Source organism: Bartonella sp. AD13SXNS (genome assembly GCF_042196465.1).
Lineage (GTDB): Bacteria > Pseudomonadota > Alphaproteobacteria > Rhizobiales > Rhizobiaceae > Bartonella.
On sequence record NZ_JBHIQI010000002.1, the window covers coordinates 144,512 to 162,426 of the forward strand.

The window sequence follows — 17,915 nt, forward strand, 5'->3', positions numbered from 1 at the left end:
AGGAGAAAATATGTTATTCTCCTATCTTGGGTAATAAAACTTTTGCATACAACCCACCCAAATCAGAACGCAATAAAAAGAGATTTCCACCATATTCATTGACCATATCTGAAACAATTGCTAATCCTAAACCTGTCCCCGGTTTACTTTCATTAAACCGCCGCCCTCTTTTTAATGCTTCATCAATTTTGTCTTCTGTTAAACCAGGACCATCATCTTCAACAAGGATACTGAAATATTTCTCTTCTTCAACGTTTTCTTCTATACAACAAGAGATCAACACCTTTGTGCGAGACCACTGAGTAGCATTTTCAATCAAATTTCCTATAATTTCTTCTAGATCTTCCTTCTCTCCAGAAAAAACAATATCATCAACATCCATAATAAATTCAATTTTTTTTTCAGGATTAAGCTTTTTCATAACCCGCACTAAACGATCAATCACACTGCGAACAGATGTATGATAGATAATACTATCGCATTGTGCTGCAATCCGCGCCCGCTGAAGATAATGATTGATTTGAGCACGCATAATTTGCGTTTGCTCTCTCAACAGACACGCCTTTTCTCCGTGCATCTTATCGGTCTCATTCATAATCACGGATAGAGGCGTCTTCAATGAATGCGCGAGATTACCAACCTGTGTGCGAAATCGCTCAATAATACGCTGATTATTATTAATGAGAGCATTCATCTCTTGTACAAGCGGCATCACTTCGCTGACTAAATCCGTATTCACATAATGAACTCTTCCTTCGCGAATATCATTCAATGCACGTCGAATAAGCTTCAACGGTTGAAAACTAAAGAAAATAATAGCAATATTAATAAGAACACTCCCAATACCAAAACTCCAAAGAAAAATTTGCAAAGTTTGCTTAAATTCCTTTACTTGCGCATGGGCTTCATCGATATTCCCAACAAGCCGAAAACGTGCAATATGATTTTTATTATCAAGAACAACATCACTCTCAATCACTTGTAGCTTTTGGCCATCGTTTCCCTTGATCCGATAAGAGCGAAAAAATTTATTATCAAAAGGTATATCGACTTCGCTTGGGGTAAATATCTTTCCTGTTCCCAATGAGGGAGATGTCAATCTTCCTTTTAAATTATGGGATATCGCAACAACTTCCCAATACCATCCCGTTGTTGGATCAGAATAACGAATATCATCAATCTCAGCCCCTCCTTTCAAAATGCCTTCCGGTGAGACCATGACTGTTGCAATAAGACTGTAAAGTTGAGCAGAAAGGATACGCTCTAAGCTTTGTTCAGTTGAACGTTTATAAAATAAAATACTCACTGCAGAAATCGATAAAAGAGAAATCACAACCCATAGTGTTGATAAGATCATAACACGTAAACTGAGAGATCGCGTAATGACAAAAAAGAACTTCCCAAACCAATTATCCTCCTTGAAAATATTCATTTATCACCTGGCGTTCCCACGCGATATCCCATTCCTCGAATAGTCTCAATCAAATCTACTCCAAGCTTTTTCCGTAACCGACCTACAAAGACTTCCACCGTATTCGAGTCCTTATCAAAATCCTGATCATAAAGATGTTCGGTAAGCTCCGTTCTTGAAATAACTCTGTCACAATGATGCATGAGATACGAAAGAAGTCTAAATTCATAAGATGTTAGTTTAATCAATTGACCATCCACAAAAACACGAGACGTCTTTGTATCCAACAAAACATTTCCGCAACATAATGCACTCGTCGCATGTCCCGTAGTGCGACGAATTAATGCTCGCAAGCGCGCCATCACTTCCTCCAAATGAAATGGCTTCACAACATAATCGTCAGCTCCAGCATCAATACCGTGCACCTTATCAGACCAACGGTCTCGCGCTGTTAGCATTAAAACAGGCATGGAGAGCCCTTCTTGACGCCACTTTTCAACAACACTAATACCATCAATCTGCGGTAAACCTATATCAAGTATCACCGCGTCGTAAGACTCTGTGCTACCTAAAAAATAAGCCTCTTCACCATCGAAAGCACTATCGGAAACATATCCTGCACGTCTTACAGCTTCTGCTAATTGATGGTGAAGATTCCGATCATCTTCAACGATTAAGATACGCATCACAACACCATCTGCCAAAAACTAATCAGCAGGAACAAAAAACTCAACACGACGTAATTTTTCACCATTACGGGCTGGTACAACAACCACAATTGCACACATGTCCTTTCCATCCTGAACAACCGGTTTTGAACGGACGAGAACCCCGCTCTCTTGCGCAGCAGCCTTCTTACCTAATTCAGCACACCCCGAAGCTAGAACAGAATCTGCTTCTAAAAAAGCTGCTATTATTACAAACAAGAATTTTTTTTTCATCATAAATATTTCAATAACCCATCTCTTCTCTTCCTTGATAAAGGATAAAAGAAATAATGTTTTTTTTGGTCGATTAAAAAATCACAAATGGAAAAACTTTATCCTCTATCTTACAGAAGTAACATATTAATATTAATCCAAATTTTTAAAAAATCAAAAAAATATTTTTAATAATGAGAATAAAATTTATTCAATAAAATAATAAAATACTATCTTACAAAAAATGCATAATTCTAAAACAAATTCTTTCTCTGTTATAACTATAGAAAAAAAATACTTCTACTCCATATACTTATTGTAGATTTGTTTGGTTGTATTGCTTTGCCATAGGCTCTCTTTAAATGTTTGATTTTTTTAAAAAAAAGAAAGGGCAACACCGTAAGCCATTTCATAGTCCTGCTCTCATTGAATTAGACGCACGATTAGACACAGCGCTTTATCACATTCGTTCTGCTAACAGTTTTTTCTGGAAAAAGGCAAAAATCGTCTCACAAAATTTTCATCTTCAAGGATGGAAATACTTTATCGTTGAAGTTCTCGATGAAATACTAACATTAGGGTTGATGGGATTTACTCTTTTCACCATTTTGGGCATTTCTGTTTTTGAACTTACCAAAACAGATTGGTCTTCCCCTAAAAACTTTTCCATTCTTTTTCTCGATCTCTATGGAAATCCAATTGGACACCGTGGTGCAATGCCGGCTATTTCTGTCCCTGTTGAAGAAATGCCTGACACTGTTATTAAAGCCGTTCTTGCCACAGAAGACCGTCGTTTTTTTGATCATTGGGGCGTTGATTTTCAAGGACTTACACGGGCAATTTCACAAAATATTCAAGCTAAAGGGGTGGTGCAAGGTGGTTCAACTCTCACACAACAATTGGCTAAAAATTTATTCTTAACAAACGAGAGAACCATAACACGTAAAATCAAAGAAGCTTATCTTGCTCTTTGGCTAGAAGCAAATTTTAGCAAAAAGCAGATTTTGCAACTTTATCTTGACCGAGCCTATATGGGAGGAAACAATTTTGGTATTGCAGCCGCTGCAAAATTTTATTTTGGAAAAGATATCCGTCATGTATCTTTGAGTGAATCTGCTATGTTAGCAGGACTCTTTAAAGCTCCAACAAAATATGCCCCTCATAGTCATCTCTTTGCTGCTCAAACACGTGCCAATGTCGTCCTTTCTAATCTTGTTAATAGTGGCTTTATGACGAAAAGCCAGATTATCAATGCGCATCGCCACCCTGCTAGGGACCTTCCCCAAATAGACAATAATCAGCCTGATTATTTTCTTGATTGGGCATTCGAGGAAGTCAAAAAAATGCGCAATCAACTTCCAAGCCATAGTTTAATTATTCAAACGACCCTTGATCCGAATATTCAAAAAGCAGCAGAAGAATCAATTGCCTATCATTTACATCAATATGGTCAACAATATCGTGTAACACAAGCAGCCACCGTTATACTCGATAATAACGGTGCGGTATGTGCAATTGTTGGAGGACTAGATTACAAAAAGAGCCAATTTAACAGAGCAACACAGGGCGGTCGACAACCTGGTTCTTCATTCAAACCTTATGTTTATGCAGCCGCAATGGAACATGGATTATCACCCTCAACAATCGTTCTAGATGCTCCCATCAATTGGGGAGGTTGGACACCCAAAAATAATTCTGGTCGTTATCTGGGAAAAATTGACTTAGCAACAGCTTTAGCCTTTTCCATTAATACAGTCCCTGTTTATCTCACCTACCAATATCTTAACCGCGATACCCAACCTATCATAGATCTCATTAAAAATATGGGGATTAACGCGCATATTTTATCACACAAAACGATGGTTCTTGGCACTTCCAACATGACCCCCATGGATCAAGCTACAGGCTTTAATGTCTTTGCCAATGGAGGAATAGCGGGTAATCGTCATGGGTTTACGCAAATCAAAACAATTGATGGTCGTGTTGTGTGGGATTTCGAACATAACGGAAAAAAACTACACCGAGTTCTGAGTGAACAATCAGCAGCTTATATGAATCAAATGATGGTGGGTGTCACAACACGAGGATCTGGTAAGCGTGCTGCGTTGCCCATGACTCTTGTCGCTGGGAAAACTGGAACATCACAATCTTATCGTGATGCTTGGTTTGTTGGCTTTACGGGAAATTATACGGGAGCGGTATGGATGGGAAATGATAATTTTTCACCGATGAATCGTGCTTTTGGGGGTGGCGTTCCTGCCATGATATGGCATCGTATCATGCTTGCTGCGCATCAAAATATTATGCTCAAACAGCTCTATGGTGTTAAAGATTCTCTCCTTCCTTATCAGCCTCCAGTACTTTCCGCCCGTGTAGATTCTGAAGTTCCTTCCCCAATACCCTCTACGCTTTCTCCTGAAACATTAAATATCGTGCGATTGATTAACAAAGATCTGAAAAAACCATCTGCAATTTCTTTGAAGATGAAAACAACTGGAGATTCAACATTTTGAATTCAAGATATTCACTGATGTTTTTTAATATCACCATTTTCTTTTTTATCTTCGCTTTTTCCATTTTATGTGGAAAACTGAGTGTCGATTATGTGCTCAATTCCTTTCCTCATTTTGGACGCTTTAGAATTGGAAAATGGAGTGCTTATCCACAAATGGGAACTGCCAATATGGATCCTTATACCCGCGCTCGCACCGCCAAACGAGGCATTGTTTCACTCGGACGAACTGAAGGTATTCAATTCCAGATTTGGCAAGATAACCAAGGGCGTCCACTTCATCATCACTGTCATTATTTGCTCAAAGGCACCATCCCTGAAACCCGTCTTTTTACCCTTTATACAGCTGACAAATCCCTTAAACCCTATACTTCATCCAAAGAAATACCTTTTGAACTTCACACTAACAATATTATCTATGAGCATGATGGCTCATTGCGCATCAATATTTCACCCACACCGCAAACCGGCAATTGGCTTGCAACAGTTAGTCAAAAAGAATTCGGGCTTATTCTCACCTTATACGATACCTCAATCATCTCTGCAACGGCATTACAAAAGCTCACAATGCCCTCTATAGAACAAATTCCATCAGGACAAATAAATTGTGATTAGATTCATTTATACCGCACTTCTTGCAATCATTGGCGCTATTATCGTTCATATTTGCTTTTTATTTCTGATCCCCACTTGGGCACAAGATAATATATGGACAACACTAAAAAAATCTGGAATCTCTTATCAATTTGTCGATTTTACGCTCGATAACCCTATTCAGCAATCTGCTGATCCACTCTTTCTTCTTAAAGTCTGCAGATTTAATCTTGAAAATGGACCTGTTCATTTAAAAGCTTTGAAAACACGACAATTTTGGTCACTGGCAGCCTACACACACGACGGAATTATTTTCTATAGCCTTAATGACCGAACAGCCCCTGATGCGATACTCGATCTTATCATTGGAAAACCAATACAAATCATAGAACTCAAAAAATCAAAACCTAAAAAAAATGCCAATTCAGTTTTGGTTGCTAAAAATTTGAATGAAGGGTTTGTTATTTTACGTACTTTTGTCCCTTCTTCCCTTGCGAAAAAAGAAAGTGAAGCTTTCCTTTCATCTGCGACCTGCCGCATATTTTATGAATAAAAACGGACTAAGCTCTCATTTGTACAATACCTTACTTTCTATACAAAATACATGAAGCCTATCAAAATGGTTATCTTTTTTCTCTATTAATTGAATATTCAAATTTATCTGATTATAAATCCCTCAATTTTTTATTGAGGTCGAATGAAATCTCTATTGCACATAATCATATCCTATTTGAGACGCATTATCTGACAGAAAAAACTCCCCGCAATCAGAAGAGAAAAATCAAGAGTAAAGATCTAAAAAAATATGCTGCTAACAATTGTAAAACTTGTTATCTGAGTTTATTTCTTTTTATTTACAAACATTCCCATAAAATTCGCATCAATGACATGATAAATTATAGAAGAAATATTGTTTACCTTCAATGAAGTGCCAAAATAATCGCTGAAAACTTATAAGACATTACGCATCCTTGACCTCAAAAATAAGTGCTTTATTTTTGTTTTATGAGCATAAGCTTTTTGTAAGATATACACTCTGAAAAAACTTGGCTTATAATTTACAATTGAGGGGAAAAAACTTCATGAAGAAGAGATATGTTCGGTTCGTTTCAAGAGCAGCAGTATGGTCCCCTCGATTTGGTGGATTATCGTTCTTTATTTTATTATTTTCAGTCATTTTACAACGTTTTTCCGTACTTAACGTAACCGATTTCATAATTTTGATAGGTATCTCTACTGGCTGTGTAATTATTTCTCTTTTTCTGGCTCTTAAAGCACTTCATAGTTTGTGGGTCTATGGTGCTCTAGGGGGAATGAAAGCTTTAAAAGGGATCATTTATTCGTTGATAACAGCCACACCATTGATGCTCTTTTTTGGACTTTGGTTTACCTTACCGGCTCTTTACGACGTTTCTACCGATACACAAAGACCACCGGCTTTTTTTCGCACAATACGTCCCAGTGATGCTTTACCGCTCAAAAGTGTTTTGACTGAACAAGCAGCAATACAGATCTCACAATGGACAGAAATGTCAGGGCGCCGTTATGATGGCTCACCTGATCGTATTCGCGAATCTGTTCTCAATGTTTTAGAAGCCTATGATTGGCCTGTTGTGGCTCAAAAAAAGTTTAAAGGTGAAGAAGATGTGCTTTATATTGAAACAATGGCCAAAACTTTTTACCTTGGCTTTATTTCAGATATTGTTATTCGTTTAACGAATGAAGGGGATACAACTTTTGTTGATATGCGTTCTGCTTCTCGTTATTTGCCAAGAGATTTGGGAACCAATGCTGCTTTTATTATCGATTTTATGGATGCGCTTGATACAGAAATCGCCTCACTTCCTCTTTCTCAAGATGATGAGTAGAAACTTGTACTTACTTCCAACAGAAAAATCCCTACCAACCTGTCATTTGTTTCCACTATTATTACTTATTACTGAAAGTACTTTTACTCTTTCAAGACAAAGCTTTTAAAGCAAAATATCTCAATCCCAAATTATTTCATAACAAAAATATTGTTTTGTCCCTCATTTGATGTTTTTCTTTAAAAATATTTTAAGTATTAATATATATTAACTATTAATATACTATATATTAAACAATAAAAATGATTTATTTTATTAAAAAGTAAATTTATAATATTTGACAAACAGTAACAAAGCAACTAATAGGTAAGTATTGTAATTAAAATTTTAATTGTTTATTTTTCTTACTTCTAAGCGGGGAGAACATGCGGAGCTTATAAGGGAGGAACAGCTATGTCTAAAAAATCTTTACTCTCCTGTACAGCTGTCGCAGCAATTATGCTTTTTGGAAACAATCTCGACGTACATGCTGAATCTCTTGAAGTTGATAAAGGAGAAGTAAAAAACGTATCAAACAAGACTTATGAATATATTCAAACAACAAATGGTGGAAAAGTCATCGGTAAAAATTTAACACTGACCGGAGGTCATCCAATAAACAACGATTTGGATGCTGTAGTCCTTAGAACCAAATCTTCAATTGAGTTATGGGATACAACCATTAAAAGTGCAAACAATACTCAGCTGCATAGTGGTGTTGGAATATGGCATGGTAGTACATTTAAGATGATAGGAGGTGTTATTGCAGCCGATTATGGCGTTATATCAGACACTGATGACAGTGGCACAACGATATTGGAAAACGTGAAATTATCAAGCGGTAAAGACAACACTTCGATGACCAAAGGAATCTCCGCTATAAAAAGCATAATTACTTTAAAAAATGTAACTGTCGTAAAAGCAAAACGCAGCATCTATGCAGATAACAAATCTCAAGTAATGGTTTCTAGTGGATCTTTTGAGGCAAAAGAAGATGCAATCAATGCTCAAAGCGGTAGTACCATTACTTTGGACAATGAGGCTAAAATCACATCATCTGAGGGTGATGGCCTCCATGCAGTTGGTGAACAATCAAAAATTTTTATGACAGGGGGAACTGTTACTGGTAGCAATAGTGTATTATATACAAAAGCTGGTGGATATATTAATGTTAAAGACGTTGCTCTCACAGCAAATGGAAAAGGAACAAAATTCGGCGCATTTGCAAGAGGTTCCAGCACCATTGAATTGAATGGAAACACAACAATTAAAAATGCTACGATCGGTGTTAAAGCCCAAAGTGATAATGCGACAATCAAGATGACAGGAGGGTCTATTGAAGTCACAGGAGGCGAAGCAGTAGGTGCATTATTCCTTGACACCACAAGCAAAGAAAACACGCTGAAAGATGTGAAAATATCAAGTGGAAAAGATGGCTTTCTTATGGAAAAAGGAATAAATGCTGATAATGGAAGCACTGTTACTTTAAAAAATGTAACCGTCACAAAAGCAAAACGCAGCATCTATGCAGATAACAAATCTCAAATAATGGTTTCTAGTGGATCTTTTGAGGCAAAAGAAGATGCAATCAATGCTCAAAGCGGTAGTACCATTACTTTGGACAATGAGGCTAAAATCACATCATCTGAGGGTGATGGCCTCCATGCAGTTGGTGAACAATCAAAAATTTTTATGACAGGGGGAACTGTTACTGGTAGCAATAGTGTATTATATACAAAAGCTGGTGGATATATTAATGTTAAAGACGTTGCTCTCACAGCAAATGGAAAAGGAACAAAATTCGGCGCATTTGCAAGAGGTTCCAGCACCATTGAATTGAATGGAAACACAACAATTAAAAATGCTACGATCGGTGTTAAAGCCCAAAGTGATAATGCAACAATCAAGATGACAGGAGGATCTATTGAGGTCACAGGAGGCGAAGCAGTAGGTGCATTATTCCTTGAAACCACAAGCAAAGAAAACACGCTGAAAGATGTGAAAATATCAAGCGGTAAAGATGGCTTTCTTATGGAGAAAGGAATAAGTGCTGACAAAGGAAGCACTGTTACTTTAAAAAATGTAACCGTTAAGAATGCAGAAAAAGCTCTCTTGGCTAATGATAATTCCCAAATAACAGTAACGGGCGGCGGTTCCTTTGGTGGAGAAGTACAAACTCTGAAAGGTAGCACTATTACTTTAAACGATAATGTCACAGTAACATCTGATACGACTGGGTTATATGCAGATGATGAAGAAGCCAAAATCACAATGACGGGAGGGAGTGTAAGTGCAAAAGGAGCAGCATTTGTCTTAAAAGATGGCGGACATATTGATGTCACAGATATTTCTGCAAAAGCACAGCGCAATGGACTACGCTTTGATAACTCAAAAAACGATCAAACTTCAGAAATCAACCTGACCAATACAAACCTTCTCATCGAAGATGGAACGGGTATTGTTGCCAACAATTCATCAAATGGTAAACTCAACCTCAAAGATTCAGAAATCAGAGCCGATAGGTTATTCGTAGGGATAATCCACGATACACCAAAACATAATCAAATCTTTTCACTCTCCGCAGACCGTTCTGTCTTACAAGGTGGTGTAAGAAATGACGAAAATGGGCAAACAAGCTTTGATCTCAAAAACAGTACAACATGGTTTGTGAACACCAGCAGAAAAGAAAAAGATGATGCGGGAAAGTTACTTGATATCACTCAAAGATCACGTTCTGATGTTTCTGTACTCAACCTCAATGACAGCAAAATTGTTTTTGAAAAAACAATAGAAAACCATTACCACACATTACATATCGGTTCTGGTAAAAAAAATACTCCAGAAGTCTATAACGCTTCTGGAAACGCAGAAATTCACTTTAACATGGCATGGAGCGATGGGGTTGCAGTAGACGATCAAAAAACCGATCGAGTTCTCATTCATGGCGATGCATCAGGTACAACAACAGTTTATATCAAGAGTGATGTAGGGGATAAAAACAGTGTAGAAAACGCTGCAGCTCCCTCGAATGCAGGCGGTATTTCCCTTATCCAAGTCTCTGGAAAAGCGATGGAAGACTCCTTCAAATTAGCCAATGGTTATATCACAAGAGATGGTTTGCCTTATAAATACATACTAACTGCTTATGGACCAGAATCAAGCCATGGCACAGCCAATATTGAGCAAAACCTCTTTGATGAAAAAAATGAAAACTTCTGGGATTTTCGCTTGCATAAAGCATTTCTAGACTCCGGTGGTGGTGATGGCGGTTCTGGCGGCGGTTCCGGTGGCTCTGTTCCTGGTCCACATGTGGAAGCTGTCGTACCGCAAGTGGCAAGCTATATCGTGATGCCTAACGCGCTCTTCTACGCTGATTTTACCGACATTACTAAGCAAAGCAAATTGTTAGCTGATATCCGTACAACACAAAATTATTCTTTCTTCTTTTTACCCTATAGTAGCACTGCTACCTTAACCTCTGAGCGTGGTCCCTTCAAATATGGCTATGGCGCTGATATTCGCTATGCTGCCGTACAAGCAGGTGGTGCATTAGCTGCAATGGAAAGCCAAAATATCACCATGCATTTTGGACTTATGGGAACCTATGGGCAACTCTCTTTCACACCTAAGGATATGGAGGGTGCAGACAAAAGCACACTCAATAAATGGGCGGTTACAGCTTATGGCAGCATACAACACAACAATGGCTTATATGTCGATGTCCTAGCTTCCTATGGCATGATCGATGGAAATATCACTACGGCTGACATCAAGAATGCCGCAAACTTGAAGGGTGCCAAAACCTTGAGTGCTTCGGCTACCATTGGAAAAGTATTTGCTACAGGAATGGCAGGGATAGAGTTTGAGCCACAAGCACAAATTGTTTATCAACAATTGTCGTTTGACACCATGAAAGATGCTGATAATCTAGAAATTGATATGAAAAATCCTTCCCAATGGTTGGTTCGGATTGGCGGACGTTTAACTAAAACTGTTTCTGCCGAAAGCGATCATCCCTTTTCTTTTTATGGAAAAGTGAACTTTCTTAAAACCTTTAGTGATGATGGGAAAATACAGATTGGTAGAGAATTTGACCTTGATCCTGCTGGAACTGCCATTGAAGGCGGTTTGGGTATCAATGCACAACTCTCCCACAATATCGCACTTCATGGTGATGTTAGTTACCAAAAAAAGCTGCAAAAAACGGGTATAACAGGAGCGAGCTTTTCTGGTGGAATACGTTATCAGTTCTAAGAAAAGACTGTAAAGTGAGCATTATTTTCCCATTTGCTTGCATAAAAAGGCTGCACAACTCCATACTGTGTGGCCTTTTTGATTTGCACAAACCTACCGTGGAATACCGGTTATTCTTGTCTTTATAACATACCTACAACACTTCTTGCTGAAAGCAATCCTTTGGATAAAATTTTGTAACCAAAGCGCTTGCCTATCTGCCAATTTCTCCTTCTGGCAACACAACTCAAGAATAGAAGGAGAAATACTCATTAGTGTTACCCTTCAATCTTTCCAAGATAAATTAAAAGCGCTAAAAGCACAAGCGGACCGCGTCGAGCGCAGCGGTGCAACACAACATGCGCAATTAGGTAGGTTGGAAGATGATCGTCAATTAAGCCAAGGGAAATTAAAGGCTGCAAAAAGCCTAATGGAAACAAAAGTCATTAGCCAAGCCGTTTACTTAGAGCGTTTACATGACTTTAAAAATGTCGAGCATGAAATTTTAACCAATCAAAGACGTTTGGAAGAAAATGCCGCCGAAATAAAAACCCTCCGCCAACAACGGAAAAGTCTCATTTCCGATGAAAACGCCCGCTATCGACAATTTTCGCGTGAAACAGAGCTGAATCTTCAAGGATTAAAAGCAAAGCTTGATAGTACTCAATACCATCTTGACCACTTATCACTTTATGCACCTGTTGATGGACGTATTGATGATTTAAGTATCCATACTTTGGATGGCTTTGTAGAGGCTGGTAAAACTCTCATGCGCATTGTCCCTGGTGCGGGCGGTCTCATTATTGAAGCATTTTTTGATAATCGAGATATTGTTTTTTTAGAAAAGGGCCAACGTGCTTATATCAAGTTTTCTGCCTTTCCGCCTGAACGTTTCGGTGTTATCCACGGCTCAGTCGTTAATGTAGGCGCTACAGCGCGCTATAATAAAGAAATTAATGGTGTCTACGCTGTTTTAATCAAAATTGACCAAGATCATATCACTTTGAATAACAAACAATTTAAATTTATCCCTGGCATGACTGTAACAACGGATGTCATTACCTCAAAACAGCGTCTCATTTCTTATTTCTTTGAACCTATCACCAAAATTTTAGAACAGTCCCTAAAGGAAAGATAATGTCTGTAAATGAAAATCCATCACCATCACTCATAGATCCTCTTACGGCTTTGGGTGCCATGGTTGTTTTAATGCTTACATCTCCCTTATACCGCCGCTGGCGAATTTGGGATATAGACCGAAACTTAGGTCCAGCTTTACAGACTGGGCAATACAAGCTCTATAAAAATGAACGTGGAGAATTTTGCGCCTTTATCACATGGGCTTTTTTAGATGAGAAAAATCATCAATCTATGCTTGAAAAGGGAGAATTTTTACCCGATGCCAATTGGCAAAATGGAAAATACGTATGGTTTATTGATTGTGTAGCACCTTATGGCCATACTGCTCATATTGTACGTGATATGCAACGAAATATATTTCCTGATCAGCGTTATTGTTATGCTGTACGACGTAATGAAGATGGTGGAATAAGAAAAATCGCACGCTGGTGTTGCTATAGAGCGCAAAATCCAGCCAAATAGTTTTTCTAAAGCAAGTGCGCATAAATCATTTAAGCCCCACTCTTATAAAGAAAAATCCCTAAAATAACTATTTTGACTATAGTTATAGTAAGAGCCACTCCGCTACAGACGCGTATTTCCTCTCTGACCAATCCGATATGAATGGCTAAAGGTAATATAAGAGGTTTAATCCACTCTCAACTCTATGATTTCTCAAGTTTATGATTGATTCATTTCACTAAAGGCTGGCTGGGGTACCTGGATTCGAACCAGGGAATGCCGGTACCAAAAACCGGTGCCTTACCGCTTGGCTATACCCCAAAAAAACACGCTTTACAATTACTTTTGCACCTTATAGCGATTCCTGTGATTGGACGCAATATCTGAAAATCAAAGATCTTATTTTTTATTGTAAAGTTTCTAAGTCTTGAATGATATTGCATCAATACAAATTCGCAGCGAAAACTAATATACAGCTGCACCTTTAACACAACAACCATTTATCCACCAATTATTATACCCTTTTATTAATTTTCTAAGAGCATAAAATGAGAATCTTGTCGTTTACTCATTTATTGAATAAATCAGCATATTCTGTATTTTTCTTTGTATCTTCAAATCTCATCTTACTCAATTAAAACAAAACAAAGAGAAAATGTTGTGTGTTGATGATTTTTTTTATCTTCTTAATTGTATTTTTGTTTTTGGATTCCTCAATATAAAATAATTTGCCTTTCCTTACGAATAGATTGGCTTTGAGTAAGCTTTTTATAGAAAATTCTATTTTTAATCAATATGTGTAAACCTTCAGTGGTAATAAAATTTACAAAATATTTTTTTAATCTTGTGCAAAAATCAGCAGTATCCGCACAAGATAAATATTGATTTACAATAAAAATTAACAAATTTGCACTTCTGAGTAACAACCTCAAACATCGTAAAATTTTTTCATTTCAAATTCTTTTATATTAAACCAATCAAAGTCATTCTCTCGCATGTCACAAGCAGAGGTATGGATAAAAAACAATAGAAGACTAAGGAGTAAAACGCTCTTATGGACCATCTCCAAATAAAAGCTGTGACAACATTGGGGATCAGTAACATATATGATGATGCCGGTGCACTTTTTCATAAGTGTAAAGATGATAATATCCAATGTTTTTACGTTATATTATTCATGAGTAGCGCTATAAAATGAAATCAAGCACATTGGGAAATGTCTCTTAAAAAATAACACTTAATATTCCTGTTGCAAACACCATGGATACACCATATCAATAGGTTGGAAAAATTTTACAAAAATTAAAAACAATTTGTCTCGTATTTGAAAAAATATTTTGAGGTACAAGAACAAGGAATGATAACTATTTCCATTTACCTTCTATTCAAAAGGTCATGATATTTTTTACCCGTTCATAGATGTAAAATTTCTTTTGAAGCAATATTTATATAGACCAGTGCCCTTTTTTGATTGATGAGCATACATTGCCTAAAAGCTCCTTTTACAAAGAGAGACATTAAATTAATTAATATAAATACGCATTCAACATTTGCTTTTAGGTGATGCAAATGGCAAATTGGGCGCTTAACAATTAGAATCGAGGAGATTTTTAAATGGCTTTTGAATTGGCTGAATTGCCTTATGACTACGATGCTCTTTCGCCCTATATGTCACGCGAAACTCTTGAATATCATCATGATAAGCATCACCTCGCTTATCTTAATAATACCAACAACTTGGTGAAAGATTCAGGCTTGGAAAATGAAAGCCTTGAAGAAATTGTTAAAAAAAGTTTTGGGAAAAATATTGGTTTATTTAATAATGCAGCGCAATACTACAATCATAACCATTTTTGGCATTGGATGAAAAATGGTGGTGGTGGTAAAAAAATGCCTGAAAAACTAGCAAAAGCTATTGAATCTGATCTAGGTGGTTATGACAAATTCCGTGCTGATTTTATTGCTACTGCTGGTGCCCAATTTGGCTCTGGGTGGGCGTGGGTTGTGGTTAAAGATGGCAAGCTTGAAATTATGAAAACGCCTAATGGTGAAAATCCTTTGGTTCATGATGCTAAAGCTATTCTAGGCGTTGATGTGTGGGAACATTCCTATTATATTGACTACCGCAACGCTCGCCCGAAATATCTCGAAGCTTTCGTGGATAATTTGATTAATTGGGATTATGTTTTGAAACTTTATGAAGATTGTGGATTGTAAGCTGTCTAAATAATTGTATAGCCTATAAAAGTCCCTATAGTCTAATGAATTATAGGGCTTTTAAAGTGGGGATATTATAGATTAACAACAGTTTTTCTTGCTATCTTTAGAATATATGCATAGATATAGGCAACTTCTTCTAGCTTTGAAAAACGTCCAGCTGCACCTGCATGCCCTGAATCCATATTAATGCGTAATAAAATCGCATTATCATCTGTTTTAAATTCACGCAATTTAGCTACCCATTTTGCAGGCTCCCAGTAAGTTACACGAGGATCGGTTAATCCTGCTATCACAAGCATAGGGGGGTATTTTTGCGCTTTGACATTATCATAGGGAGAATAAGAAGCTATAAGTTTATAATCTTCTTGTGATTCAAGAGGATTTCCCCATTCTGGCCATTCAGGAGGCGTTAGAGGTAAGGAAGCATCTAACATCGTTGTTAAAACATCAACAAAAGGCACATTAGCTACGATTCCAGCAAAATCCTGTGGGGCTATATTGGCAATAACACCCATCAACATTCCTCCTGCCGAACCACCATGCGCAATAAGCCGATCATGAGCTGTAAATTTATTGTTTACAAGATAGCGCCCACAAGCAATAAAATCGGTAAATGTATTATATTTAAAAAGATGTTTTCCTTTTTCATACCATTCAACACCCTTTTCCTTTCCCCCACGAATATGAGCAATGGCATAAATAAAACCTCTATTTACCAGAGAGAGTACATTGCTATTGAAACTGGCAGGAATAGAGATGCCATAAGCACCGTAACCGTAAAGTAGACAAGGTGCACGACCATTCAGAGGAGTGGTTTTATGATAAAAAAGTGAGATGGGAATTTTCTCACCATCGTCTGCAATGGCCATAACACGTCGCGTTATATACTCATCTTTATTATGGCCAGAGGGAATTATTTGCATCTTTAACAATATTCGTTTGCGTCTTTTCATCTCATAATCGAACACTTGATCAGGCGTTGTCATAGATGAATAAGAAAAGTGAATGGATTGACTGTTATATTCTGCTGCCCCTTGCAGACCTAAAGAATAAGCCTCCTCATCAAAAGTAATAGAATGGATTTGTTTCGTCGTACGCTCCATAATTTTTATACGAGGAAGCCCCTCAAAACGTTCGAGCCAGATAAGAAAATCTTGATACGCATCATGAGATAGTATCAAACATCCAAGCTGATGTGGAATAAGCTCTGACCAATTTTCTGATTGCGGCGCAGCATACGGCGCAACCATAATTTTAAAGTCCTTGGCATTATCTAAATTGGTAAGAATATAAAAGATATCACCACCTTCTGTAAGTGAATATTCAATACCTTTTTGCCGCTTGCGCACACATTGAGGAACGCTAAGAGGCGCTTTAGCAGGTATTAACCAAATTTCTGACGTTTCATGATCATGAATATTAATATAAACAACATCATGAAGCTTAGAGCCGCTTACATCTAAGAAAAAACCTGGATTATCTTCACGAAAAATAAGCTTATCTTGCGATTGATCAGTGTTTAAGCGATGATAATAGAGCTCTGAAGGTCGATGATTTTCATCCACTTTTGTATAGAAAAAACCTTCAGATTGAGCATCCCACACAATCTGTCCGGATGTGTCAGTAATAATATCCATACAATCAGATAATGTTTCTAAATTCCGAATTTTAGCTGTATAAAATTCTGATCCTTTATCATCATAGGTCCATACAACATATCTATGATCAGGAGATTCTTGAACTGAACCAAAGTTGAAATATTCTTTACCTTCAGCCAAAAGATCACCATTAAGATAAACATGTTTTTCTCCACCATTCCTTGGCATGCGAAAATAATGTGGTTGTTGCCCCCCGGTAACATAAGAAAAACCGTAAGCAAAAGGTCCATTTTTTATAGGAACGGAACTATCATTCTCTTGGATCCTGTTTTTCATTTCAGTAAAAAGCAAATCTCGTAATGGCTTTGTATCAGCCATTTGAGCCGCTTGATAAGCATTTTCTTTTTCGAGATGATGTCGAATATTTGAGTCAAGACAGTTAGGATTTTTAAAAACATCTTGCCAGTTAGACGCGCGTAGCCAATGATACGAATCATCTCGAAAAATACCATGATATATTTCCTTATGAGAGATTCTAGATGCTTTAGGAGGAATTGTAAAAGTGCAAGTCATACACAATCCTATATAAAATATGTTAATAGTTTCGTTTATATGTTAGAATCATAATTATTGATGCAAGTGTAAAAATCTATAAGTCCTACTCACTTGCAAAAATAGTGCTATCATAATTTTTACAATTAATATCCTTCTATTCATTACATATCACAGCTATTGTTTTCTAGGAATATAATACCATTTTTATAATAAAAGAGGTTGGTAAGGTAATTATGCTATAAAAAGAAGAATTTTATTTTTAAAAAAACAGTATAACTGAACACTTTTATAGAAATGAATAAATATATATAAAGATTTTTCATTATATTATGAAATAATAAAAAATATTCAATGATATTTTAATGAAATAATTTTATATTTTAATATTAATAATTTGTATTTTTAAAATTTAATAAATTTAAAATTAGACTAAATTTAAATTTT

The 17,915-nt window shown here is 36.9% G+C and carries 11 protein-coding genes, 1 tRNA gene and 1 pseudogene; 8 read left to right on the forward strand and 5 right to left on the reverse strand.

The features are described from left to right. Positions 1 to 13: 13 nt before the first annotated feature. The 3 genes from ACFIMQ_RS02635 to ACFIMQ_RS02645 are packed head-to-tail and all read right to left on the reverse strand — an operon-like array spanning position 14 to position 2,355. A complete protein-coding gene (locus tag ACFIMQ_RS02635) occupies positions 14 to 1,432 on the reverse strand; it encodes an ATP-binding protein (RefSeq protein ID WP_375616047.1) in 1,419 nt (472 codons plus the stop codon). Further along, positions 1,429 to 2,097 carry a response regulator transcription factor gene (locus ACFIMQ_RS02640; protein ID WP_375703385.1) on the reverse strand — a complete coding sequence of 223 codons (669 nt, stop codon included), beginning with the start codon at positions 2,095 to 2,097 and terminating at the stop codon, positions 1,429 to 1,431. The genes ACFIMQ_RS02635 and ACFIMQ_RS02640 overlap by 4 nt, the downstream gene beginning before the upstream one ends. Before the next feature lie 21 nt (positions 2,098 to 2,118). Beyond that, positions 2,119 to 2,355 (reverse strand): hypothetical protein, encoded by a 237-nt coding sequence (locus ACFIMQ_RS02645; RefSeq protein ID WP_375703328.1) that lies wholly within the window; start codon positions 2,353 to 2,355, stop codon positions 2,119 to 2,121. A 338-nt stretch (positions 2,356 to 2,693) separates the two neighbouring features. On the opposite strand from ACFIMQ_RS02645, the gene ACFIMQ_RS02650 reads away from it, so the two are divergent. The 7 genes from ACFIMQ_RS02650 (at position 2,694) to ACFIMQ_RS02680 (ending at position 13,119) form a co-directional block, all read left to right on the forward strand. Next, positions 2,694 to 4,844: a transglycosylase domain-containing protein gene (locus ACFIMQ_RS02650; RefSeq protein ID WP_375703329.1), complete on the forward strand. Its 2,151-nt coding sequence runs from the start codon at positions 2,694 to 2,696 to the stop codon at positions 4,842 to 4,844. 17 nt (positions 4,845 to 4,861) lie between these two features. Then, positions 4,862 to 5,458: a DUF1214 domain-containing protein gene (locus tag ACFIMQ_RS02655; RefSeq protein ID WP_375616043.1), complete on the forward strand. Its 597-nt coding sequence runs from the start codon at positions 4,862 to 4,864 to the stop codon at positions 5,456 to 5,458. Beyond that, the gene (locus ACFIMQ_RS02660) at positions 5,451 to 5,990 is read left to right on the forward strand and encodes a hypothetical protein (RefSeq protein ID WP_375703330.1); all 540 of its coding nucleotides are present in this window, start codon (positions 5,451 to 5,453) and stop codon (positions 5,988 to 5,990) included. The genes ACFIMQ_RS02655 and ACFIMQ_RS02660 overlap by 8 nt, the downstream gene beginning before the upstream one ends. Before the next feature lie 529 nt (positions 5,991 to 6,519). Next, complete coding sequence (locus tag ACFIMQ_RS02665) at positions 6,520 to 7,305, forward strand: DUF1499 domain-containing protein (protein ID WP_375703331.1); 786 nt, start codon at positions 6,520 to 6,522, stop codon at positions 7,303 to 7,305. A 393-nt stretch (positions 7,306 to 7,698) separates the two neighbouring features. Next, the gene (locus tag ACFIMQ_RS02670) at positions 7,699 to 11,538 is read left to right on the forward strand and encodes an autotransporter outer membrane beta-barrel domain-containing protein (RefSeq protein ID WP_375703332.1); all 3,840 of its coding nucleotides are present in this window, start codon (positions 7,699 to 7,701) and stop codon (positions 11,536 to 11,538) included. 145 nt (positions 11,539 to 11,683) lie between these two features. Beyond that, complete coding sequence (locus tag ACFIMQ_RS02675) at positions 11,684 to 12,655, forward strand: HlyD family type I secretion periplasmic adaptor subunit (protein ID WP_375703333.1); 972 nt, start codon at positions 11,684 to 11,686, stop codon at positions 12,653 to 12,655. Continuing rightward, positions 12,655 to 13,119, forward strand: a complete 465-nt coding sequence (locus ACFIMQ_RS02680; protein WP_375607790.1) for a toxin-activating lysine-acyltransferase — start codon at positions 12,655 to 12,657, stop codon at positions 13,117 to 13,119. Before ACFIMQ_RS02675 ends, ACFIMQ_RS02680 begins: the two co-directional genes overlap by 1 nt. A 225-nt stretch (positions 13,120 to 13,344) precedes the next feature. Here the strand turns inward: ACFIMQ_RS02680 and ACFIMQ_RS02685 are convergent. Further along, positions 13,345 to 13,419 (reverse strand) — tRNA-Gln (locus ACFIMQ_RS02685). 1,293 nt (positions 13,420 to 14,712) lie between these two features. On the opposite strand from ACFIMQ_RS02685, the gene ACFIMQ_RS02690 reads away from it, so the two are divergent. Continuing rightward, a complete protein-coding gene (locus ACFIMQ_RS02690) occupies positions 14,713 to 15,315 on the forward strand; it encodes a superoxide dismutase (RefSeq protein WP_375616037.1) in 603 nt (200 codons plus the stop codon). Positions 15,316 to 15,396: 81 nt separating this feature from the next. On the opposite strand, the pseudogene ACFIMQ_RS02695 reads toward ACFIMQ_RS02690, so the two are convergent. Next, positions 15,397 to 17,489, reverse strand: a pseudogene (locus ACFIMQ_RS02695) (S9 family peptidase). Positions 17,490 to 17,915 lie beyond the last annotated feature (426 nt).

Excerpts from the sequence above, each read along its gene's own strand:
- ACFIMQ_RS02670 (WP_375703332.1), top strand. The coding sequence starts at position 7,699 with ATGTCTAAAAAATCTTTACTCTCCTGTACAGCTGTCGCAGCAATTATG.
- ACFIMQ_RS02645 (WP_375703328.1), bottom strand. The coding sequence starts at position 2,355 with ATGATGAAAAAAAAATTCTTGTTTGTAATAATAGCAGCTTTTTTAGAA.
- ACFIMQ_RS02690 (WP_375616037.1), top strand. The coding sequence starts at position 14,713 with ATGGCTTTTGAATTGGCTGAATTGCCTTATGACTACGATGCTCTTTCG.
- ACFIMQ_RS02650 (WP_375703329.1), top strand. The coding sequence starts at position 2,694 with ATGTTTGATTTTTTTAAAAAAAAGAAAGGGCAACACCGTAAGCCATTT.
- ACFIMQ_RS02635 (WP_375616047.1), bottom strand. The coding sequence starts at position 1,432 with ATGAATATTTTCAAGGAGGATAATTGGTTTGGGAAGTTCTTTTTTGTC.
- ACFIMQ_RS02665 (WP_375703331.1), top strand. The coding sequence starts at position 6,520 with ATGAAGAAGAGATATGTTCGGTTCGTTTCAAGAGCAGCAGTATGGTCC.
- ACFIMQ_RS02655 (WP_375616043.1), top strand. The coding sequence starts at position 4,862 with ATGTTTTTTAATATCACCATTTTCTTTTTTATCTTCGCTTTTTCCATT.
- ACFIMQ_RS02640 (WP_375703385.1), bottom strand. The coding sequence starts at position 2,097 with ATGCGTATCTTAATCGTTGAAGATGATCGGAATCTTCACCATCAATTA.
- ACFIMQ_RS02680 (WP_375607790.1), top strand. The coding sequence starts at position 12,655 with ATGTCTGTAAATGAAAATCCATCACCATCACTCATAGATCCTCTTACG.